The 21,271-nt window shown below is 73.4% G+C and carries 13 protein-coding genes; 2 read left to right on the plus strand and 11 right to left on the minus strand.

The annotated features are described in order from the left end of the window. Positions 1–7: 7 nt before the first annotated feature. From ACIBW6_RS25455 to ACIBW6_RS25465, 3 genes are all read right to left on the minus strand, one after another. Positions 8–1,855 carry an acetolactate synthase large subunit gene (locus ACIBW6_RS25455; RefSeq protein ID WP_399063389.1) on the minus strand — a complete coding sequence of 616 codons (1,848 nt, stop codon included), beginning with the start codon at positions 1,853–1,855 and terminating at the stop codon, positions 8–10. Between the two features lie 245 nt (positions 1,856–2,100). After that, a complete protein-coding gene (locus ACIBW6_RS25460; protein WP_399063391.1) occupies positions 2,101–4,929 on the minus strand; it encodes a putative bifunctional diguanylate cyclase/phosphodiesterase in 2,829 nt (942 codons plus the stop codon). A 460-nt stretch (positions 4,930–5,389) separates the two neighbouring features. Beyond that, positions 5,390–6,328 (minus strand): 2-hydroxyacid dehydrogenase, encoded by a 939-nt coding sequence (locus ACIBW6_RS25465; protein ID WP_399063393.1) that lies wholly within the window; start codon positions 6,326–6,328, stop codon positions 5,390–5,392. Between the two features lie 76 nt (positions 6,329–6,404). On the opposite strand from ACIBW6_RS25465, the gene ACIBW6_RS25470 reads away from it, so the two are divergent. Together ACIBW6_RS25470 and ACIBW6_RS25475 are read left to right on the plus strand one after the other, a co-directional pair. Then, positions 6,405–7,406 carry an aldo/keto reductase gene (locus ACIBW6_RS25470; RefSeq protein WP_399063541.1) on the plus strand — a complete coding sequence of 334 codons (1,002 nt, stop codon included), beginning with the start codon at positions 6,405–6,407 and terminating at the stop codon, positions 7,404–7,406. 191 nt (positions 7,407–7,597) lie between these two features. After that, positions 7,598–8,779: a PQQ-dependent sugar dehydrogenase gene (locus ACIBW6_RS25475; RefSeq protein WP_399063543.1), complete on the plus strand. Its 1,182-nt coding sequence runs from the start codon at positions 7,598–7,600 to the stop codon at positions 8,777–8,779. A gap of 31 nt (positions 8,780–8,810) precedes the next feature. Here ACIBW6_RS25475 and ACIBW6_RS25480 read toward each other — a convergent pair whose 3' ends face one another. The 8 genes from ACIBW6_RS25480 to ACIBW6_RS25515 form a co-directional block, all read right to left on the minus strand. Then, on the minus strand, positions 8,811–9,116 hold the full coding sequence (locus ACIBW6_RS25480; protein WP_399063545.1) for a DUF6191 domain-containing protein: 306 nt from the start codon (positions 9,114–9,116) through the stop codon (positions 8,811–8,813). Positions 9,117–9,202: 86 nt separating this feature from the next. Continuing rightward, complete coding sequence (locus tag ACIBW6_RS25485; protein ID WP_399063395.1) at positions 9,203–12,322, minus strand: AAA family ATPase; 3,120 nt, start codon at positions 12,320–12,322, stop codon at positions 9,203–9,205. Between the two features lie 683 nt (positions 12,323–13,005). Beyond that, positions 13,006–13,188, minus strand: a complete 183-nt coding sequence (locus tag ACIBW6_RS25490; protein ID WP_399063396.1) for a hypothetical protein — start codon at positions 13,186–13,188, stop codon at positions 13,006–13,008. Between the two features lie 577 nt (positions 13,189–13,765). Continuing rightward, positions 13,766–14,503 (minus strand): hypothetical protein, encoded by a 738-nt coding sequence (locus ACIBW6_RS25495; protein WP_399063398.1) that lies wholly within the window; start codon positions 14,501–14,503, stop codon positions 13,766–13,768. Between the two features lie 35 nt (positions 14,504–14,538). After that, positions 14,539–15,108: a GNAT family N-acetyltransferase gene (locus ACIBW6_RS25500; protein WP_399063400.1), complete on the minus strand. Its 570-nt coding sequence runs from the start codon at positions 15,106–15,108 to the stop codon at positions 14,539–14,541. Further along, a complete protein-coding gene (locus tag ACIBW6_RS25505) occupies positions 15,086–17,344 on the minus strand; it encodes an MMPL family transporter (RefSeq protein ID WP_399063402.1) in 2,259 nt (752 codons plus the stop codon). Before ACIBW6_RS25505 ends, ACIBW6_RS25500 begins: the two co-directional genes overlap by 23 nt. Before the next feature lie 175 nt (positions 17,345–17,519). Beyond that, on the minus strand, positions 17,520–19,544 hold the full coding sequence (locus ACIBW6_RS25510) for a phosphocholine-specific phospholipase C (protein ID WP_399063547.1): 2,025 nt from the start codon (positions 19,542–19,544) through the stop codon (positions 17,520–17,522). A 286-nt stretch (positions 19,545–19,830) separates the two neighbouring features. Then, positions 19,831–21,066, minus strand: coding sequence for an SLC13 family permease (locus ACIBW6_RS25515; protein WP_399063404.1), 1,236 nt, complete (start codon positions 21,064–21,066; stop codon positions 19,831–19,833). Positions 21,067–21,271: the final 205 nt, after the last annotated feature.

Here is a 21,271-nt window from a genome sequence, read left to right on the forward strand (position 1 = left end):
TCGGCTCTCAGTCGTCTTCGTTGTCGCCGAAGTCGGGGCGGACGTCGCGCGCGGCCATGACCTCGTCGTTCGAGGCCCCGGCGGCCACCATCGGCCACACCATGGCGTCCTCGTGGACGATGAAGTCGACCACGACCGGCCGGTCGTTGATCGAGTTCGCCTCCTCGATGCACTTGTCGAGGTCCTCGGGGCGCTCGCAGCGGATCGCGTAGCAGCCCATCGCCTCGGACAGCTTCACGAAGTCCGGGATGCGGGTGCCCTTGTTGGGGGGCGTGTCACCCTCGGGGCCCGCGTGCAGCACGGTGTTCGAGTAGCGCTGGTTGTAGAAGAGCGTCTGCCACTGGCGGACCATCCCGAGGGCGCCGTTGTTGATGATGGCGACCTTGATCGGGATGTTGTTCAGGGCGCAGGTGGTGAGCTCCTGATTGGTCATCTGGAAGCAGCCGTCGCCGTCGATCGCCCAGACCGGCTTGTCCGGCGCACCGGCCTTGGCGCCCATCGCGGCGGGGACCGCGTAGCCCATGGTCCCGGCACCGCCCGAGTTCAGCCAGGTGGCGGGCTTCTCGTACTGGATGAAGTGCGCGGCCCACATCTGGTGCTGGCCCACGCCCGCCGCGAAGATCGTGTCGTCGGGGGCGAGTTGGCCGATGCGCTCGATGACCTGCTGCGGGGAGAGCGAACCGTCGGCCGGCTGGTCGTAGCCGAGCGGGTAGGTCTCGCGCCAGCGGTTGAGCCCCTTCCACCAGGCGGTGTAGTCGCCGGTGTGGCCCTCTGCGTGCTCCTTCTGGACGGCCTGGATCAGGTCGGCGATGACCTCGCGGGCGTCCCCGACGATCGGCACGTCGGCGGCGCGGTTCTTGCCGATCTCCGCCGGATCGATGTCGGCGTGCACGATCTTGGCGAACGGGGCGAAGCTGTCCAGCTTGCCGGTGACGCGGTCGTCGAACCGGGCGCCGAGGGCGACGATCAGGTCGGCCTTCTGCAGCGCGGTGACGGCGGTGACCGCACCGTGCATGCCCGGCATCCCCACGTGCAGCGGGTGGCTGTCGGGGAACGCGCCGAGCGCCATCAGGGTGGTGGTGACGGGCGCTCCGGTGAGCTCGGCGAGGACCTTCAGCTCGGCGGTGGCCCGGGCCTTGAGGACGCCGCCGCCCACGTACAGGACGGGGCGCTTCGCGCTGGTGATGAGCTTCGCGGCCTCGCGGATCTGCTTGGCGTGCGGCTTGGTCACCGGGCGGTAGCCGGGCAGGTCCATCTGCGGCGGCCAGGAGAACGTCGTCTGCGCCTGGAGCAGGTCCTTGGGGATGTCCACGAGCACCGGGCCCGGGCGGCCGGTCGAGGCGATGTGGAAGGCCTCGGCGATCGTCTTCGGGATGTCCTCGGCCTTGGTGACCAGGAAGTTGTGCTTGGTGATCGGCATGCTGATGCCGACGATGTCCGCCTCCTGGAAGGCGTCCGTGCCGATCGCCTTGGAGACGACCTGGCCGGTGATCGCGACGAGCGGCACCGAGTCCATCATCGCGTCGGCGATCGGCGTCACCAGGTTGGTGGCGCCCGGCCCCGAGGTGGCCATGCACACCCCGACCTTGCCGGTGGCCTGCGCGTAACCCGTCGCCGCGTGCCCCGCGCCCTGCTCGTGACGGACGAGCACGTGGCGCACCCGGCTCGAGTCCATCATCGGGTCGTAGGCCGGAAGGATCGTGCCGCCGGGAATGCCGAATACGGTGTCGGTCCCGACCTCCTCAAGCGAGCGGATGAGGGACTTGGCACCCGTGACGTGCTCGACGGGGGCGGACTGTCCTCCGGAACGGGGCCGCGGCTGCGGATGGTGGGCCCCGGTGGCCTGCTCGGTCATCGGCATTCTCTTCTCGATGCTGAGGGTTTTTGCGAGGGTTGTGCAGGGTTTCATCAAGTGCGCGGCCTGCCCGGTGCAACAAAAAACCCCTCGTGCCGTGAGGCAAGCGAGGGGAGCGCGCCGGGAGCGGTTGCCGGGAAGTCGCGGTGGTCCCACCGCTGATCCCAGCTTCAGCCGACGCGCTTTCCAAGTACGAGAATTCGGGTGCGCATGGCATTGACCCTCCCCCCGGCACACGGGGCGTGTCAAGTGGGTGGGACGGGAGTCTCATCATGTGAGCCCGGCCCGGGTGCCCCGGCGAACGCGGGCTCGGCCACGATCCCCGGTACGGCGTACTCCCCCGAGGCCAGCGCGCGGCGCAGCCGGTACTCGTCGAGCGGTCCGGAGAAGGCCGCTCCCTGGCCGTGCGTGCACCCCATCGCCCGCAGGGCGCGCACCTGCTCGGGCAGGTCCACCCCGTCGGCCACCGACGCCAGACCCAGGTCGCCCGCGATCCGCAGCAGCCCGCTGGTGATCTTGTGCAGGCGCGCGGACTCGACGACGCCCTCGACGAGCGAACGGTCCAGCTTCAGTACGTCCACGGGGAGTCGGCGCAGCGCCGTGATGGCCGCGTAGCCGCTGCCGAATCCGTCCAGGGCGATCCGGACGCCGAGCCGGCGCAGTGCCGTCAGGCGCCGCTCCAGCTCGTCGAGCGGGACGCGCGGATCGCTGTCGGCCAGCTCGATGACGAGCGCGCCCGAGGGCAGTCCGTGCCGCGTCAGCAACCCTTCGACGGAGCCCAGCGGCATGGCGCGGTCGAGCAGCCGGCGGGCGCTCATCCGCACGGCCACCGGGGTCGTGTGGCCGCTGCGGCCCCGCTCGGCGGCCTGCGCGACGGCCTCCTCCAGCATCCAGCGCCCCAGCTCCGCGGTGCGCTCGCCGTCGTCGGCCACGCGCAGGAACTCGCCGGGCGTGAAGAGGATGCCCTGCGCCGAACGCCAGCGCGCCTGGGCGGCGACCGCGGTGATCCGGCCGTCGTCCAGGGAGACGATCGGCTGGTGGAGCAGCGCGAACTGGCCCTCGTGCAGCGCGGTGCGCAGCCGGGTGGCCAGCTCCGCCTTGCGGACCACGTCGGCCTGCATCTGCGGGGCGTACAGCTCGACCCGGTCCTTGCCGCCGGCCTTGGCCCGGTACATCGCCAGGTCCGCGTTGCGCAGCAGCTCGCCCGCCGAGATGCCGGGCTCCGCGAAGGAGACGCCGATGGAGGCCGCGACCCGCACGTCCTTGTGCCCGTCGATCGTGTAGGGCTGGGAGAGCGTGACCCTGAGCCGGTCGGCCAGTTCGTATATCTGCTGCTCTCTGGCGGTGTGGTCGCGGCCTCCGTCGCCGACGATGAGCGCCGCGAACTCGTCACCGCCGAGACGGGCCGCGGTGTCTCCGGACCGTACGGAGTCGGCCAGCCTTCTTGCCGCCTGCACGAGCAGTTCGTCGCCCGCCTGGTGGCCGATCGTGTCGTTGACCTGCTTGAAGCCGTCGAGGTCGATGAAGAGCACGGCGGTGCCCCGGTCGGTGGCCCGCCGTCCGTGGAGCGCCTGGCCGACCCGCTTGGTGAACAGGGCCCGGTTGGGCAGGTCGGTGAGCGGGTCGTGCTCGGCGTTGTGCTGGAGCTGGGCCTGCAGGCGCACCCGTTCGGTGACGTCCCTGCTGTTGAGGATCAGGCCGCCGTGGTGGCGGTTGATGGTGGACTCCACGTTCAGCCAGGCACCGGTGCCGGACCTGAAGCGGCACTCGATGCGGGTGGTGGGCTCCTCGACCTGGCTGGCGGCGAGGAACCTGCGCACCTCGTGCACCACGCGCCCCAGGTCCTCGGGGTGGATGATCGAGGCGAGCTCGGAGCCGACCAGGTCGTCCGCGTCGCGTCCGTAGACGCCGGCGGCGGCCGGGCTCACATAGCGCAGGATCCCGTTCGGCGCGGCGATCATGATGACGTCGCTGGAGCCCTGCACCAGGGAGCGGAAGTGGTTCTCCTTCTGCGCCAGCTCCTGGGTGAGCGTGATGTTGTCGAGCAGCATGATGCCCTGGCGCACGACGAGGGCCAGGACGACGGTGCAGGCCGTGAAGAGGACGACCCGGTCCACGCTGTGCCCGTTCAGCACGTTGTACAAGATCCCCAGCGTGCAGACGGCCGCGGCCAGGTACGGGGTGAGCGCGGCCAGCGAGCCGGAGATGGGCCGGGTGTGACTGACCTGGTAGCGCCCGCCGGGGCCCGGGGCCCGCTCCTCGGGCGCCGGTCCGCCCATCGGGCCGACCCACGGCGCGTACGCCAGCAGCAGCGAACCGGCGAACCAGCCAGCGTCGAGGATCTCCCCCGAGCGGTAACTGGCGTGCAGCAGCGGCGAGGTGAACAGGGCGTCGCACATCACCGTGAGGGCGAGCGCGCCGATCGCGGTGTTCACCGCCGTGCGGTTTCCGGGCGAGCGCCGGAAGTGCAGCGCAAGCACCATGCTGACCAGCGCGATGTCCAGCAGCGGGTAGGTGAGCGACAGCGCGGTGCGGGTGACGCTCTGCCCCTCGGACTCGGCGGTGTGCGCGAGGGCGAGGCTCCAGGAGAGGGTGACGAGCGATCCGGCGATCAGCCACGCGTCGAGGCCGAGGCAGATCCACCCCGCCTTGGTGACGGGCCGCTTCGCGAGGACGAGCAGGCCGATGATCGCGGGGGGCGCGAAGCAGAGGAAGAAGAGGTCGGCGAGGCTCGGCGTCGGCACGGGCACCCGCAGGACGACCTCGTACCAGCCCCAGACGCCGTTGCCCACCGCCGCCATCAGGGAGGACAGCGCGAACAGGAGCCAGGCGGCTCGAAAGCGGCTGCGCCGGCGGCGGGCGTACAGGAAGTTCGACACGGCGGCGACCGCGGCGGCGGTGCTGAGCCCGAAGTCGCCCATGAACAGCGCGACTTCCTCGCTCCCCCAGCCGAGCGCCGACCCCATGGCGTAGGCCCCGCACAGGACCGTGAGCACGACGTGCGGGCCCATGCCCGTGGTGCGCCGGGGTGCGCGCGCGAGGACCGGGGCCGCGGCGCGCAGCGGGGCTGCCATCGGTGGGGTCTCCGTCGACTGGGCGGTCACCGGGACGCTCCGGTCCGCCGGGCCGCTCCGGCGTCCCGCTTGCCGGGGCCGGTATGCGGATGCCTTCTGCGACCGCCACGGGCGCCGCCGCGGTGCGCGTGGCTCCTGCGGCAGCCCGGGCTCCGCCCGCGCATCGGTGCGTGCGAGGGTCGCCGCCGGCGACTCCGCCACGTCGGATCGTTCACCCATAGGCCGTGCATCGCCCGTCGCCCCCCTCGCAGTCCGTCACTCGTCCCCGGCACCGCGTGCTGCGCGGCGCTGCCCCATCGGGACGATACACCAGGATGGTCACTCAGGGACATAGTTCCTCTACGCTCCGTGACGACCAGCGGTTATGGCGGCACACGGTGCAGCCGGGCGGGCGCGGAGCGTGCGCGCCCGGACGCCAACTGCCGTACGGGCGTGGTCCGTGGGGCCCGTGCGCCGCGGGTCAGTCGGTGGTGAGCACGACGTTCTCGAGCGGCTGTCCGGCGGCGAACCGGGTGAGCTGAGCGGCGAGGAGCCGCTTGGCGCGCGGCATGAACGCGGACGTGGGACCACCGACGTGCGGGGAGATGAGCACTCCTGGAGCCTGCCACAACGGGTGTTCCCGGGGCAGCGGTTCCGGGTCGGTGACGTCGAGGGCGGCGGTGATCCGGCCGCCCTCCAGCTCCGCGAGGAGCGCCTTGGTGTCGACGAGGGGGCCGCGGCCCACGTTCACCAGCAGCGCCCCGTCCTTGAGGCGCCCGAGGAACTCCGCGCCCGCGAGACCCCGGGTCTCCTCAGTGAGCGGGGTGACCAGGATGACGACATCGGCCTCGGGCAGCAGCTCCGGCAGGTCCGCGAGCGGGTGCACGGGGCCGCGCTCCGTGGTGCGCGCGGAGCGTGCGACGCGTGCGACCCGCGCGACCTCGAAGGGCACGAGCCGGTCCTCGATGGCGGAGCCGATCGCCCCGTAGCCCACGATGAGGACGTTCTTGTCGGCGAGGGCCGGGCGGAATCCGGAGCGCCACTCCCCGCGGTCCTGCCCGCGCACGAAGTCGGGGACGCCCCGCAGCGACGCGAGGATCAGGGTGAGCGCCAGTTCGGCGGTGCTGGCGTCGTGCACCCCGCGCGCGTTGCACAACTGCACGCCCGGACGCAGGTACTTGAGGCCGCCCTGTACGTGGTCGACGCCCGCGGAGAGGGTCTGCACCGTCCGCACGGCCGTCATCCGCGCCAGCGGCCGCACGGCCACCTCGGCGCCCTTCATGTAGGGGACGACGTAGTACGCGCAGTCGGCCGGGTCCGCGGGAAAGTCCGGCTCACCGTTCCAGAAGCGGTAGTCGAGCCCCTCGGGCAGGCCCGGGACCTCGTCGGCGGGGAAGGGCAGCCATACATCACCAGTCATGGTCAGGAGGCTATGTCAGCCGCTCCGGAGCGCAGAGGTTAGGTTGGTGGCCAAAGACAGGGAGGGTCACGAGCAGGTGGAGCGCAAGGCGATCGGGGCGGCGGCGCTCGAGGTGGGGGCGGTCGGACTCGGCTGCATGCCGATGAACTGGGCCTACACCGGCTCGCGGCAGCGGGGCGAGGAGTCGTTGCGCACCGTGCACGCCGCGCTGGACCGGGGCTGCACCCTGGTCGATACGGCCGACATGTACGGGCCGTTCACCAACGAGCTGCTGCTCGGCCGGGTCCTGAAGGAACGGCGCGCGGACGCGTTCGTGTCGACGAAGGTCGGACTGCTCGTCGGCGAACAGCACATCGTGGCCAACGGCCGCCCGGGGTACGTGAAGCGCGCCTGCGACGCGTCGCTGCGCCGGCTCCAGACGGACGTCATCGACCTCTACCAGCTGCACCGGGCGGATCCGGAGGTCCCGGTCGAGGAGACCTGGGGCGCGATGGCGGAGCTGGTGGGGGCCGGGAAGGTGCGCTCGCTCGGGCTGTGCGCGGTGGGAGCGCGGACCACGCGCCGCGGCGGCCGGGCCGGGCTGCATGCCGGAACGATTCGGCAGCTGGAGCGGATCCAACAGGTGTTCCCGGTGAGCTCGGTGATGGCGGAGCTGTCGGTGTGGTCGCCGGAGGCGCTGGCGTCGCTGCTGCCGTGGTGCGCGGTGCGCGGCGTCGGGTTCCTGGCGGCGATGCCGCTGGGCAACGGGTTCCTGACCGGGACGCTGACGCCGGGGCAGGGTTTCGAGCCGGACGACGTGCGGGCCCGCCACCCCCGGTTCACCGCGGAGATGATGGCGGCGAACCAGCCGATCGTGGCGGGGCTGCGCCGGGTCGCGGCCCGCCACGGCGCGGCGGTGACCCCGGCGCAGGTGGCCCTCGCGTGGGTGCTCGCGCAGGGCAGGAACGTGGTGCCGGTGCCGGGGGCCAAGCACGAGCGGTGGGCGGCGGAGAACGCGGGGGCCGCGGGGCTCGCGCTGACCGCGGCGGATCTGGCGGAGATCGCGGGGTTGCCGCGGGCGCAGGGGTCCTGGGACTGAGGGGGCGGGGCGGGCGGGGCCGGGTGGGGCCGTGGGGCCTGGCTGACCGGGTGGGGCCCGGCGGCTCCTGGCGGGTCCTGGCGGGGCCGGGTGGGTTCCGGTCGGCGGGGTCGGGAACCTGCGGGGCGTGGGCGGTGTATGAACGGTAGAACCGTCGCGTCGAAGGGATCCTGATCGTGCAACGTCAAGCTGTGCGGCCCGCGTTGGCCAAGGCCGCCTGTGCCGCGCTCCTGCTCACGGCAGTCACGGCAGTCACGGCGGGGTGCTCCTCCGGTGACGATGGCCAGGCGGGCAGAGACACCGCATCTTCACGGTCCGCGCCGAGTTCCAGCGGCGCGGGGGCCTCGACCGCGTCCCCGAGCGGTGACCTCCCGCCCGCCAAGGGTTCGGTGCGCGTCGTGCGCACGGTCACCGACGGCCTGAAGTCGCCGTGGGGCCTGGCGCCCCTGCCGGAGGGCGGTCTGCTGGTGTCGTCCCGGGACGAGGGGACGATCACCCGCGTCGACACGGAGACCGGGAAGAAGACGGAGCTGGGGTCGGTGCCCGGGGTGGCCCCGGCGGGCGAGGGCGGCCTGCTGGGCCTCGCGCTCTCCCCGTCGTACGCCTCGGACCACATGGTCTACGCGTACTTCACGACGGAGTCGGACAACCGCATCGCACGGATGCCGTACGACGCGAAGAAGCCCGCCGGCGAGCAGCTGGGCGCGCCGGACACGATCTTCAAGGGCATCCCGAAGGGCACGAACCACAACGGCGGCCGTATCGCCTTCGGCCCGGACGACCTGCTGTACGTGGGGACGGGTGAGACCTACCGGACCGAGTACGCGCAGGACAAGAAGTCCCCCGGCGGCAAGATCCTGCGGCTCACCCCGGAGGGCGACCCGGCCCCGGGCAACCCCTTCGGGAAGTCGCCGGTGTACTCGTACGGGCACCGCAATGTCCAGGGCCTGGCATGGGACAAGGACAAGCGGCTGTGGGCCTCGGAGTTCGGCCAGGACACCTGGGACGAGCTGAACGACATCGTGGCGGGCGACAACTACGGCTGGCCCGACGCCGAGGGCAAGAGCGGCGACTCCGGCTACCACGACCCGGTCGCGCAGTGGCACACCGACGACGCCTCCCCCAGCGGCATCGCGTATGCCGAGGGTTCGGTCTGGATGGCGGGCCTGCGCGGCGAGCGCCTGTGGCGCGTCCCGCTGGACGGCACGAAGGAGGCGCACGAACCGCAGGAGTTCCTGAAGGGGAGATACGGGCGGCTGCGCACGGTGGTCTCCGCCGGCGGGGACAAGTTGTGGCTGGTGACGAGCGAGACGGACACGCGGGGCACCCCGGCCAAGGGGGACGACCGCATCCTGGAGCTGAAGGTGAGCTGACCGGGTCCCCCGGGCGGGGCCGGGTGGCGGGTCAGTCCGTCGGGACTGCGGGGCCGGGCTCGGACGCCGGGCCGGGCCGCGGCGCTGCCGGTCCGGTTCGCGGGGCCGCCGGGCCGGGTGGCGGGGCCGTCGGGCCGGTTCGCGGGGCCGTCGGACCGGGTGGCGGGGCCTGGTCGTCCTGGGGCCGGTCCGGGGCGCGGACGGTCACCTTGCCGGAGGAGAGGTCTATGGGGCCGCGTCCGGGGTCGCCGTCGTTAAGGTCGACCCGGGTCAGCTCCAGGCGCTTGCGCTCGTCGTTGGTGTGCTTGCGGCCGGGCGCGAACAGCTCCTCGAACATGTTGAACACTGCGCCTCCAGGTGCGCGTGGCGGCCGGGCCCTCCCGTTCAGCGTACGGGAGGGACCGGCGGGCACCGCGGTCCGCGCTATGGGGCCCGGCCGGCGCTCGCGGGCGGCACCGGCACCAGTTGCTCGGGGAAGAGGCGCAGGCGGTGGGCGAGGGCGGCCGCCTCGCCGCGGCCGGTGACGCCCAGCTTGGCGAGGATGTTGGAGACGTGGACGCTGGCGGTCTTCGGGGAGATGAAGAGTTCCCCGGCGATCTGGCGGTTGCTGCGGCCGGCAGCGACCAGGCGCAGGACGTCGCGTTCGCGGCTGGTGAGGCCGAGTTCCCCGGCGGGGTCGGCGGGGGCGGCGGGGATGTCCCGGCGGTGCGCGGTGGACGTGAGGCTGAGCCGGGCGCGCTGGGCGAGCAGCGCGGCGGACTCGGTGAGCGGGCGGGCGCGGAGGCGGTCGGCGACGGCGCCGACGAGATGGAGCAGTTCGGTGGCGCGGGCGCGGTCGGTCTCGCCAGGGCCGGGGCCCGGGCCGGTGCCGGGGGTGAGCAGGAGGGACTCGGCGAGACGGAATCTGGCGCGGGCCAGGTCGTGGGGGCGGCCGAGGGGTTCGAGGAGGGTGACGGTGGCGGACCAGTCGTCCGGGGTGTCGCGGCCCTCGGCGCGCAGGAGTTCGGCGCGGACCCACTGTTCGTGGGCCTGCCAGACGGGGGCCGATGTGGCCTGGCGCTTGGCCGCGTCCCGGAGCCGTTCGATGGTGGCGGCGCGGCCCGCGTCGGCGGCGGGCAGGCCCCGGGCGTCCGCCTCCGCGGCGGCGGCGGTGCGCAGCAGGGGCCAGATGTAGCGGTGCATGGAGGGCGGGAGGCCGGCGGTGACGACGCGTTCGAGGGTGGCGCGGGCGTCGGGGAGGCGGCCCTGGGCGGCGGCGAGAGCGAGGGTGAGATGGGCGAGGGGAAGGGTGTACTGCGGCATCGGGTCGTGGGTGCCGTAGTACGCGTGGGCGGCGGCGAGGTGGTCCGCCGCTTCCTGGAGGGCGCCGCGCTCCAGGGAGACGGTGGCGAGGTGCACGCAGGACGTGCCGCGCGGCTTGGTGCTCAGGGCGGAGCGGCGGGTCCACTCCGCGGCCTTGACCGCCTCGTCCCAGCGGCCGAGGGAGACCAGGGACTCGGCCTTGTTGGAGCGGACCCAGCCCTTGGTGTCGGTGAGGCCGTAGCGGCGGCAGAGGACGATGCCCTCGTCGCACAGGCGCAGTGCTTCCTCGGAGCGGCCGACGCCTTCGAGGCAGGAGGTCAGGTTGACATTGACGTTGCTGATGCGGGCGATGAGGCCGACCTCGGTGGAGCGGTCGCGCACCCGGTACATCGTGGCGAGGCCCTGCTCGATGGAGCCCGCGTCGACGAGGAGGCCGCCCAGGATGAGGCGGGCGTGGAGTTCGGTCTCCTCGTCGTCGACCATGTGCGCGTACTCGACGGCGCGTTCGGCGGCGGCGAGGGTCTCGGCGCCCGGGCTGTGCAGCATGCCCCAGGCGGCCACGTGCGTGAGGACCTGGGCGTGGACCACGGAGGGTGGCAGGCCGCGGACCAGTTCCTGCGCGGTGGCGATCTCGTCCCAGCCGTCGCCGCGGCCGGTGTGGGAGCTGATGCGGGAGCGCTCGATCCAGAACCAGGCGGCGCGCAGCGGGTCGCCCTCGCCCTGGGAGGCGGCCTCTTCGAGGATGCGTACGGCGCGCTTGCTGATCTTCAGGGCACGTTCCCGCTCGCCGCACAGGCGCCCGGCGACGGCGGCCTCGCCCATCAGGTCGAGGTAGCTGAGCGGTGTGGTGGCCGGGTCGCAGCCGTGGGCCGGGTAGGAGTCGGCGTAGCCGCCGAGGTGGAGGGTGGCGCGCAGGGACTCCGGGGCGCCGTCCCACAGCTCCATCGCGCGTTCGAGCAGCCTGAGTTGTTCGGCGTAGGCGTGGCGGCGGCGGGCTTCGACGCAGGCGTCGAGGACCGCGGGCAGGGCCTTGGCCGGGTCGTGGGCGCGGTACCAGTACGTGGCGAGGCGCATCGCGCGGGCGTCGGCGGGCACGAGCGCCGGCTCGGCCTCAAGGGCTTCGGCGTAGCGGCGGTTGAGGCGGGAGCGTTCGCCGGGCAGCAGGTCGTCGCTGACGGCTTCGCGGACCAGGGAGTGGCGGAAGCGGTAGCCGTCGCCGTCCTCGGTGGCGAGCAGGATGTTGGCGCCGACGGCGGCCCGCAGGGCTTCGATGAGGTCGTCCTCGCCGAGCCGGGCGACCGCGGCGAGCAGCGGGTACTCGACGGTGGAGCCGCCCTCGGCGCAGATCCGGGCGACGCGCTGGGCGGACTCGGGGAGCGATTCGACGCGGACGAGGAGGACGTCGCGGAGCGAGTCGGTGAGGCCGGTGGCGCAGCCCTCCGCGGCAGAGACGGCGAGTTCCTCGACGAAGAAGGCGTTGCCGTCGGAGCGGCGGTAGATGTCGTCGACGAGGGCGCGGTCGGGTTCGGCGGCCATGATCCCGGCGATCTGGCGGGCCACTTCGTCGCGGGTGAGGCGGCCGAGCTCGATGCGGGTGACGGTGCGCAGCCGGTCGAGTTCGGCGAGCAGGGGGCGTAGGGGGTGGCGGCGGTGCACGTCGTCGGCGCGGTAGGTGGCGACGACGCCGAGGCGGCCGCTGCGCAGGGTGCGGAAGAGGTAGGCGAGGAGGTGGCGGGTGGAGGCGTCGGCCCAGTGCAGGTCTTCGAGGACGACGACCAGGGTGTGGTCGGTGGCGACGCGTTCCAGGAGCCGGGCGGTGAGTTCGAAGAGGCGGGCGGTGGCGCTCTCGTCGCCGCGCTCGTGCTGGTTGCGGGAGGTGCGGTCACCCAACTCGGGCAACAGGCGCGACAGTTCGTCCTCCTGGCCGGCGGCCGCCGTGTCGAAGGCGGCGGGCAGTGCGCGGCGCAGCGCGCGCAGGGCGCTGGAGAAGGGGGCGAAGGGCAGCCCGTCGGCGCCGATCTCGACGCAGCCGCCGGTGACGACGACGGCGCCCTGGCGGTGGGCGACTTCGGCGAACTCCTCGACGAGCCGGGTCTTGCCGACCCCGGCCTCGCCGCCGAGCAGCAGCGCCTGGGGCGCGCCGTCGGCGGCACGCCCCAGGGCGGTGTGCAGTATGCCCAGTTCATCGGCGCGGCCGACGAACACCGGGCTGACGGACCTGGTCTCCACAGGGCCGAGCATCGCACACGGGTGCGAGGGGGTGGTGGGGTTTTCGCCGCGGTGGCTCGCGGCGCGGGACCGGAGAAGACCGGGCAACCCGCCCTCCCCCGGGGACCTTCCCCCGGGCCGCCCGGCGGACCCCCGCGAAAGCCCTCTCGCGGGCTGGCCGGTGAACTCCCCCGCGGGTTCACCGGCCAGCCCTCCCTCGGGCTCACCGGTGCTGACCTCGGAGAGCTTCCTCGTGGGCTGTCCGGCGATTTCCCGCGCAGGTTCCTCCAAGAGCCCGCTTGGGGGCCTCCCGGCGAATCCTCTCGCGGATTCCCGGGTGAGCTCCCCCGCGGGCTCACCCGAGAATCCACTCGCGGGCTCGCCGGCGCCATCCCCCGAAAACCCCTTCGCGGGCTGCCCGGTGAACTCCCCCGCGGGTTCACCGGCGCAGTCCCCCGCGGGCTTCCGCGAGAGCCCCCTCGTGGGCTGCTCGGCGGGGCTCCCCGCGAACCCCCTCATGGGCTGCTCAGCGGGGCTCCCCGCGAACCCCCTGCTGGGCTGCTCGGCGGGGCTCCCCGCCGACTCGCGCGAGGGCTGTCCGGTGGGCTCCTGAGCGAGGCCGCCCTCGGGCGTCCCCGCGGGGTCGCCCGAGCGTCGCTGCGAGGCCGCGCGGGGACCGGGTGCCGTGCGTGTTCTCCCCGGCCGGGGGACGCCGCTCATGCCGTGCGCGGAGCGCGGTGGCGGCGGGGGCCGTGCGTCCTCACCCGCCCCTCGTCCTCCTGGCGGGCCGAGCGGCGCGCGGCGCGACGGGCCTCGGTGGCGGCGCGGGCCCGACGGTATCCCTCCGCCTGCTGGATGAGTTCGGCGGAGCGGACCTGGTGCAGTTCGTACTCGAACATCTCGTCTCCCTGGTGACGATCGTCTGCGGTTCTCGCGGACCGTTCTCCGCGATGCCTCAACTGTCGTTTCCCAGGGGGGTGCGCCACATCGGGAGAGTGCCGCATGTTCGAGGGCGGGGGTGCCTTAGGCGGGGCCTCAGGTGCCTTAGGCGAGCGGGCCCGGGTGCCTCAGAGGCCGAACCGGGCCCGGGTGCCTTGGGGGCCGAGCCCGGCCCGGGGACCTCAGGGACCGAGCCCGGTCCAGGGACCTCAGGAGCCGAGGCCGGTCCAGGGACCTCAGGGACCGAGCCCGGTCCAGGGACCTCAGGGACCGAGCCCGGTCCAGGGACCTCAGGGACCGAGCCCGGTCCAGGGACCTCAGGGACCGGGCCAGTCCAGGGACCTCAGGGACCGGGCCAGTCCGGGGGCCTCAGGCGCCGAGCCCAGTCCGGGGGCCTTGGGCCGAGGCCTGTCCGGGGGCCTTGGGAGCCGAGGCCGGTCCAGGTGCCTGGAGGTCTGATCCAGCCCTGGGTGCCTCAGGAGCCGAACCGGCCCCGGGGCCTCTGAGGCGCCCGGGGCCGGTTCGGTGTCGTCGGGGTCAGCTGGTCTTGGGCAGGCCCAGGAGCAGGTCCGAGTACTTCGCGACGGCGAGCAGCAGTCCGAGGACGCCGAGCGAGACACCCGCCCAGGCGGTGGACTTGATCCAGGTCGCCTGGGGCTTGCCGGGTGCGCCGAACGCGGGCTTGGCCAGGACGAACGCGCCGAGGACGAGGCCGATGAGGGCGAAGACCCCGCCGACCAGGGCGGCGGCGTGCCAGGCATCGCCGTAGACCTCGGAGACCTGCTGGGAGACGCTCGCGGTCTGCGCGGTGTTGAGCTGGCCGATCAGCGACTCGCGGGCGGAGGCGACCGTGCCCAGCCAGCTGCCGCTGAGGGCGATGATGCCGAGGCCCACCGAGACGATGGCGCCCGCGCCCTGGCCGACACCGGCGGGCCGGGCGGCGGCGGCCGCGGCCGCCTCAGCGGCGAGCTCCTCGTCCAGACCGTCGTCGTCCGAGCCGTCGGCGTGCGAGCCATCGGCGGGCGAGCCGTCGGCGTGCGAGCCATCGGCGTGCGAGCCATCGGCGTGGGAGCCGTCCGCGTGCGTACCGGCGGTAGCGGAGCCGTCACCGGCCGACTCGGCGCCGGCCGTGGCGGGGCCTGCCGTGGCCGGCCCGGCCGGGGACTTCTCGCCCCGGGCCGTCTCGGCCCCGGCCGTCGGTGCGGTCGCCTCGACGGCCTCCTCGTTCTCCTTCCGCTCGGCGGCGTCGGGCTGCGCGTCAGTCTTCGTAGTCATGCTGGGCACCGTACGGACGGAGTCTGAGAAGTCTCTTAACGTTTCCCGGGGGCCTCGCGCGCGGCGCGCCATTCGGGGGCGAGGACGGACCAGATCTCCAGGTCGTGGCGGACGCCGTCGTGGAGGGACGCCTCGCGCAGGACGCCGTCGCGCCGCATGCCGAGGCGGCGGGCGACGCTGGTGCTGGGGGTGTTGCCCGCCGCGGCGACCCACTCGATCCGGTGGATGCCTCGCTCCTCGACCGCCCAGTCGATGAGGATCCTGGCCGCGCGGGTGACGAGTCCGCGCCCCGTGGCCGCCGGCTCCAGCCAGCAGCCGACCTCGCAGGTGCCCGCCGCGGCGTCGAAGACCCGGAAGAGGACGCCGCCGACGAGTTCGCCGTCCTGCCAGATGCCGTGCAGGCTTCCGCTGTCCGCGGCGCGCTTGTCGGCGTAGCGCCGCAGGAGGGCGCGGGCGGAGGCGACGTCGGTGGCGTCCTTGCCGAAGGGGATGAACCGCCCGATGAACTGCCGGCCGCGGTCGAGGTGGCGCAGGAACTCCGCGGCGTGCCAGGTCTCCAGGGGGCGCAGCTCGGCGCCGTCGTCACTCAGCGGTATCGCGTACATCAAGCTCCCTCGGCCGTGCCTGGTCCAGCGGGCCGTCGGCCGCGGCGCGCTGCCCGGGGATCCTCGCATCCGCCGCCGCCCGGCACTGCGGCGGCTCGATGCTGAGGCGGGGCAGCCGGCGGTCGAGCCAGCCGGGCAGCCACCAGTTGGCGCCGCCGAGCAGGTGCATCAGGGCGGGGACGAGGAGGGTGCGCAGGAGGAAGGCGTCGACGGCGACCGCGGCGGCGAGGGCGATGCCGAACATGGCGATCACCCGGTCGCCGCTGAGCACGAAGGCGAGGAAGACGGAGATCATGATGACGGCGGCCGAGTTGATGACGCGGCTGGTCTCGGCCAGGCCGACCCGCACGGCCCGCCGGTTGTCGCCGGTCTCCAGCCACTCCTCGTACATCCGGCTGACGAGGAAGACCTGGTAGTCCATGGAGAGGCCGAAGAGGACCGAGACCATGATGACCGGCAGGAAGGGTTCGATGGGTCCGGAGCGGCCGAGTCCGAGGAGTTCGCTGCCCCAGCCCCACTGGAAGACCGCGACGACGACGCCGAAGGAGGCGGCGACGGCCGCGACGTTCATCGCGGCGGCCTTCAGCGGGATCCCGACCGAGCGGAACGCGAGGAGCAGCAGGACGCAGCCGAGTCCGACCACGACGCCGACGAAGAGCGGCAGCTTGCCGATGACGACGTCGGCGAAGTCGTCGTAGCTCGCGGTGACGCCACCGACCTGGACCTGGAGGGAGCTGCCCTGTTCGGCCGCGGGGACGACGTCGGCGCGCAGCCGGTCGACGAGGTCGCTGGTGGCGCCGGACTGCGGCGCGGAGTCCGGGACGACGGTGAGGTAGGCGGTGGTGTCGTCGTGGTTGTACGTCACCGGGGAGACGGCGGCGACGCCGTCGGTGGCGCGCAGGTCGCCCGCGAGCCGGCCGAGGGCGAGCTTGTCCGGGGCGCCGTGCACGGTGCCGACCAGGGTGAGTGGCCCGTTCACGCCGGGCCCGAAGTCGTCGGCGAGCAGGTCGTAGGCCTGCCGGGTGGTGCTGGACTCGGGGTTGTTGCCCTGGTCGGAGGTGCCGAGGTGGAGGAAGAGGGTGGGCAGCGCGAGGACCGTGACGGCGGCCAGCGCGAGACCGCCGAGGAGCTTCGGGTGGCGTTCGACGAAGGCGGCCCAGCGGGCGGCGAGCCCGGTCGGCACCTCCGGCTCGGGCCCGTGCGCGGCGAGCCGGCGCCGCTCGCGCCGGGACAGCGCCCGCATCCCGATGAAGGACAGCAGGCCCGGCAGCAGGGTGACGGAGGCGGCGACGGTGAGCAGGACGGTGAGGGAGGCGGCGATGGCGACGCCGTTGAGGAAGCCGAGCCGCAGGACGAGCATGCCGAGCAGGGCGATGCACACGGTGACACCGGCGAAGACGACGGCCCGGCCGGTGGTGGCGACGGCCTGTTCGGCGGCGGCGGCGACCGGCAGGCCGCGTTTGAGTCCGCGCCGGTGGCGGACCACGATGAACAGGGCGTAGTCGATGCCGACGCCGAGGCCGACGAGCATGCCGAGCATCGGCGCGAAGTCCGCGACGGTCATGGCGTGGCCGAGCAGCCCGATGCCCGCGTAGGCGGTGCCGACGCCGGTCAGCGCGGTGGCGATGGGGAGGGCGGCGGCGGCCGGTGAGCCGAAGGCGAGCAGGAGCACGACGGCCGCGACGACGACGCCGATGATCTCGGAGAGGTGGGCGGAGGTCGGCTCGGTGAGGGCGACGGCGCTGCCGCCGAGCTCCACCCGCAGGCCGTCCGGGCCCTGGGTCTCGGCCGCGCGCGCCGTGGAGACGACGGCCCGCGCCTGGCTCTCCGGGATGTCGTCGGCCTGCTCGGCGAAGGTGACCGTGGCGTAGGCGGTGTGCCCGTCGGCGCTGATCTGTCCCCCGCCCCGGGCGTCGTAGGGGGAGGCGACGGAGGAGATGCCGGGCAGCTCGCGGATCCGGTCCAGGGTGTTGCTCATGGCCGTCTCGACGTCGGCGGCGCGCACGGTGGAGCCGTCGATGTGCCAGACGACGGTGTCGCTGTCGCCGCCGAGACCGGAGAAGCCCTCGTCGAGCAGGTGGGTGGCGCGGCCGGACTCGGTGCCGGGCGCCTCGTAGTCGTTCGAGTAGGCGGACCCGGCGGCCGCGGCGGCCGCGCTCGTGGCACCGAGGGCGAGCAGCCACAGCAGGACGACGACGAGCCGGTGCCTGACACACCACCGTGCGAGTGCGGCCACGGACGTGCTCCCTGGGGGTTTTGTGGATCTTTACCGGGAACAGTCGGTGATCGGCTGTATCAGCTGAACGGGCCCGCAAAGAACACTTGAGCAAGGGGCTGTCACTCTTACAGCCAGAAGTGATCCTTTGTCGCTTTCGTGGCCTTACTCACATGGGTCCGTGCCGCGCCCCGGGTCAGCCGGAGACGCTCGGCCGGCCGTTCTCGATGTGCCCGGCCAGCCGCCGGTGGAAGGCGTCCCCCGAGCTGATCTCCACGTCGTACCAGCCGTGCGTCCGCTCGGTCTCGTGCACCACGGTGACGGTCCGGCCGGGCCGGACGACGACCGTCCGCTCCCCCACGGTGAAGGTCCGGGCGCTCTTTCCCGTGCCGCGCAGCCGGATGCGCAGGGCCCGCGCGCGGGCGTCCACCGTCGTCGTGACGTCGGCCCCGAAGTCCGGGCGCCCGCGGAACTCGCGCCGGAACCCGTTCGGTCCCGTCACCACGAAGTCGTACGCGCCCGCGCGCACCGGCACGGCCGTCTCCCGGACGACGTCGAAGTGGACGGGGGCCGTGAACTCGCCCGCGTAGGGGTAGAGCGCGAAGTGGGCGCTGGAGCGTCCGGTGTTGACAAGGTTCAGCGTCAGCCCGTCGTCGTGCGCGCGCAGGTGCGCGTCGGGCTGGTACGGCAGCGCGCGGGCGGGCCGGGTGCCGGGCTCCTGCACGGGCATGGTCTGGTTCAGCGGCGGCTGCGGGGCCCAGCGGCCGCTGAACTCCGGGACGGCGCCGGGCTGTTCGACCTCCGGCTGCCGGTGGCCGTGGCGGAAGTCGAAGGCGCCGGTCAGATCGCCGGTGACCTGGCGGCGCCAGGCGCCGATGTTGGGTTCGCGGACGCCGGTCCACTGCTCCAGGAACCGGATCACGGAGGTGTGGTCGAAGACCTCCGAGCAGACGTGTCCGCCGACGGTCCACGGCGAGACGACGAGCATCGGCACCCGCACCCCGAGCCCGGTGGGCAGGCCCTGCCAGTGTTCCTCGGCGACGTCGGGGCCGGGGACGGGCGGCGGCACGTGGTCGAAGAAGCCGTCGTTCTCGTCGTAGTTGATGAAGACGGCGGTCTTCTTCCACACCTCGGGGTGCGAGGCGAGCGCGTCGAGCACTTTGTAGACGATGGTGGCGCTGTGGACCGGCGAGGAGACGGACGGGTGCTCGGAGTCGACCGCGGACGGGACGAGGTAGGAGACGCGGGACAGCTTGCCGTGCGCGACGTCGTGGGCGAACGCCGTGGCCAGCTCGCCGGTAGGCACGCGCCGCAGCGCCCGCTCGAACAGCGACCGCTCGCGCTTGCCGAGCGTCGCGACGCCCTTGTCCAGGGTGGCCAGCAGCTCGGCGCGCGCGGCGTCGTCCTTCGCGTCGCGCACCTGGGCGTAGAAGGCCTCCATGTACGTCAGGCCGGTGCCGGCCAGGACCTTGCGCGCGATCGCCTTGAAGGTGGAGAAGAACTCGATCTGGTTGTCGGTGAAGTTCTCCCACTCGGTGTACGTCTGCCAGCTCACCCCCGCCTTCTCCAGGCGTTCGGCGTACGTCCCCCAGTCGTAGCCGGGGTGCGTGCCCTCGTCGTACGCGTCGTTGCCGACCGCCCGCGCGCCGGTCGGCTCATAGCCGGTCCTGCCGCTCCACAGGTGGTTGCGGTTGGGGCTGGTCGAGGAGTGGATGGAGGAGTGGTAGGCGTCGCAGACGGTGAAGGTGTCGGCGAGTTCGTAGTGGAGCGGGATGTCCTCGCGCGTGTAGTACGCCATGGTGGCCGCGGTCTTGGCGGTGATCCACCCGTCGTGCCAGCCGCCGTGCGCGGCCTTGGCACCGCCGGACCAGGAGTGGTCGAGGGCGCCGATGTACTGGAGGTCCTTCTTCTGCGTCCGGGCCGCTTCCCGGACGGGGAAGGGCAGCACGGTGCGCGGGGCGCCCGGCTGTTCGAAGACGCTCGTGCCGCCGGGCAGCCGGATCGCGTTGCGGTCGCCGAAGCCGCGCACTCCGCGCAGGGTGCCGAAGTAGTGGTCGAAGGAGCGGTTCTCCTGCATGAGGACGACCACGTGCTCGATGGCGTCGAGCCCGCCGCGGGGCGGCGCCCCGTGCTCGGCCTGTGCGGCGACGGCCTGCTGGAGCGAGGGCGGCAGGAACGATCCCACGGCCGCGGCGCCGAGCGCGCCCCCGCCGATGGCCATGAGGCGTCTGCGGGACACGTCGGGGGACCCGTCGGCTGCCGGGGACTGCGAGGACGAGGACACGGGACCTCCGCGCGTAATGGTCTGCAACTGACCCATTGACTGGTTCGGCGGGGACGCTAGCCACGCCAGATGTCCCTGGGAAGTACGAGAACCAGCCGAAACGTAAACGTCCAAGCATTCCGGACAAAGGTCCAAGTGCGGGCGGGACCGTGGTCGACCCGGGGAGACCGCGGAAGGCCCCCGGAAGAGGGCCCCGGCAGACCGGTCCCGGCAGAGGTCCCGGCTACGGGAGAACCGCGAGCGCGGCCCACAGCGCGGCCGTCGACGCGACCAGCGTGGCGGGCACGGTGAGCAGTCCGAGCCGGGTGAAGTCGCCCAGGTCGGGCTCCGTGCCGTGGGCGTGCACGATCCGCCGCCACAACAGGGTGGCCAGGGACCCCACATAGGTGAGGTTCGGACCGACGTTGACGCCGATGAGCGCGGCGAGCACCGGGCCCGGGCCCGCCGGGGCGACGGCCGGCAGCAGGGCGAGGATCGCGGGCAGGTTGTTGATGAGGTTGGCGAGCACCGCGGCCACGCCCGCGACGGCGAGCAGCGTCAGCAGCGACGAGCCGTCGGGCAGCAGGTGCGCGATGCCGTCGCCGAGCCCGTGGTCGACGACGGCCCTGACGACGACGCCGAGGGCCAGGACGAAGAGGCAGAAGGGGAGGTTCAGGGCCGTCAGCAGTTCGCCCGGGGTGCTGCGGCGCCGCGCCAGCGACCGGGTGCCGAGCACGACGGCGCCCGCGAGCGCCGCCCACAGCGGCTCGATGCCCGCGAACGACGTGACGACGAACCCGGCGAGCGTCAGCGCCAGCACGACCAGCGTGAACACCGGGACGGGGGTCGCCTCGCCGGGGTCCGGCTCGTGCGCGGGCGCCGCGAGATCGTCGGCGAAGTACCGGCGGAACACCGCGTACTCGACACCGACGGCGACCAGCCAGGGCAGCGCCATGAGGCCGGCGAACCGGCTGAAGGTCAGCCCGCTCGCGGTGAACGCCAGCAGGTTCGTCAGGTTCGACACGGGCAGCAGCAGGGACGCCGAGTTGGCGAGGTGGGCGCCGGCGTAGACGTGCGGGCGCGGCCGGGCGCCGATCCGGGCCGCCGTGGCGAAGACGACCGGGGTGAGCAGGACGACCGTGGCGTCCAGGCTGAGGACGGCGGTGACGGCGGCGGCCACCGCGAAGACGCCGCCGAGCATGCGCGTCGGGCTGCCGTGGCAGGCCCGTGCGACGGCGTCCCCGGCCGCCTTGAACAGGCCGTCGTCGGCGCAGAGCTGGGACAGGAGCAGGATCGCGGCGAGGAACCCGACGACGGGCAGGAGTTCCCTCGTCTCGGCCCAGGCGTGGTCCCCGCTCACCAGCCCGGCAGCGACCGCGATCCCGGCGGCCGGCACGGCGGCCACCGCTTCCGGCCAGTTACGCGGGCGCACGACCGCGAACACGAGCGTGACAGCGAGAAGAGCGAGGGAGGCGAGCACGTTCCGGCCTTGTCTTTCGTACGAGAGGCAACGGGGCCCGGGGCGGAGCCCCGTGACGTGAGCACAAAGGGGCGGGGGGGCCCCCCGGGGGGGGGGGGCCCCCCCCCCCCCGGCCCCCCCCCCCCCGGGCCGCCCCCCCGCCCCCCCCCGCCACACCAGGACGCGCGCCCCGGGCCCCCGAACCCCGCGCCCCGCCAAAACCTCC

This window comes from Streptomyces sp. NPDC049813, assembly GCF_044465085.1.
Classification (GTDB): domain Bacteria; phylum Actinomycetota; class Actinomycetes; order Streptomycetales; family Streptomycetaceae; genus Streptomyces.

Coding starts and splice junctions, on each gene's coding strand:
- ACIBW6_RS25455 (WP_399063389.1), bottom strand. CDS start 1,855: ATGACCGAGCAGGCCACCGGGGCCCACCATCCGCAGCCGCGGCCCCGT.
- ACIBW6_RS25460 (WP_399063391.1), bottom strand. CDS start 4,929: ATGGCAGCCCCGCTGCGCGCCGCGGCCCCGGTCCTCGCGCGCGCACCC.
- ACIBW6_RS25465 (WP_399063393.1), bottom strand. CDS start 6,328: ATGACTGGTGATGTATGGCTGCCCTTCCCCGCCGACGAGGTCCCGGGC.
- ACIBW6_RS25480 (WP_399063545.1), bottom strand. CDS start 9,116: ATGTTCGAGGAGCTGTTCGCGCCCGGCCGCAAGCACACCAACGACGAG.
- ACIBW6_RS25485 (WP_399063395.1), bottom strand. CDS start 12,322: ATGCTCGGCCCTGTGGAGACCAGGTCCGTCAGCCCGGTGTTCGTCGGC.
- ACIBW6_RS25490 (WP_399063396.1), bottom strand. CDS start 13,188: ATGTTCGAGTACGAACTGCACCAGGTCCGCTCCGCCGAACTCATCCAG.
- ACIBW6_RS25495 (WP_399063398.1), bottom strand. CDS start 14,503: ATGACTACGAAGACTGACGCGCAGCCCGACGCCGCCGAGCGGAAGGAG.
- ACIBW6_RS25500 (WP_399063400.1), bottom strand. CDS start 15,108: ATGTACGCGATACCGCTGAGTGACGACGGCGCCGAGCTGCGCCCCCTG.
- ACIBW6_RS25510 (WP_399063547.1), bottom strand. CDS start 19,544: ATGGCCATCGGCGGGGGCGCGCTCGGCGCCGCGGCCGTGGGATCGTTC.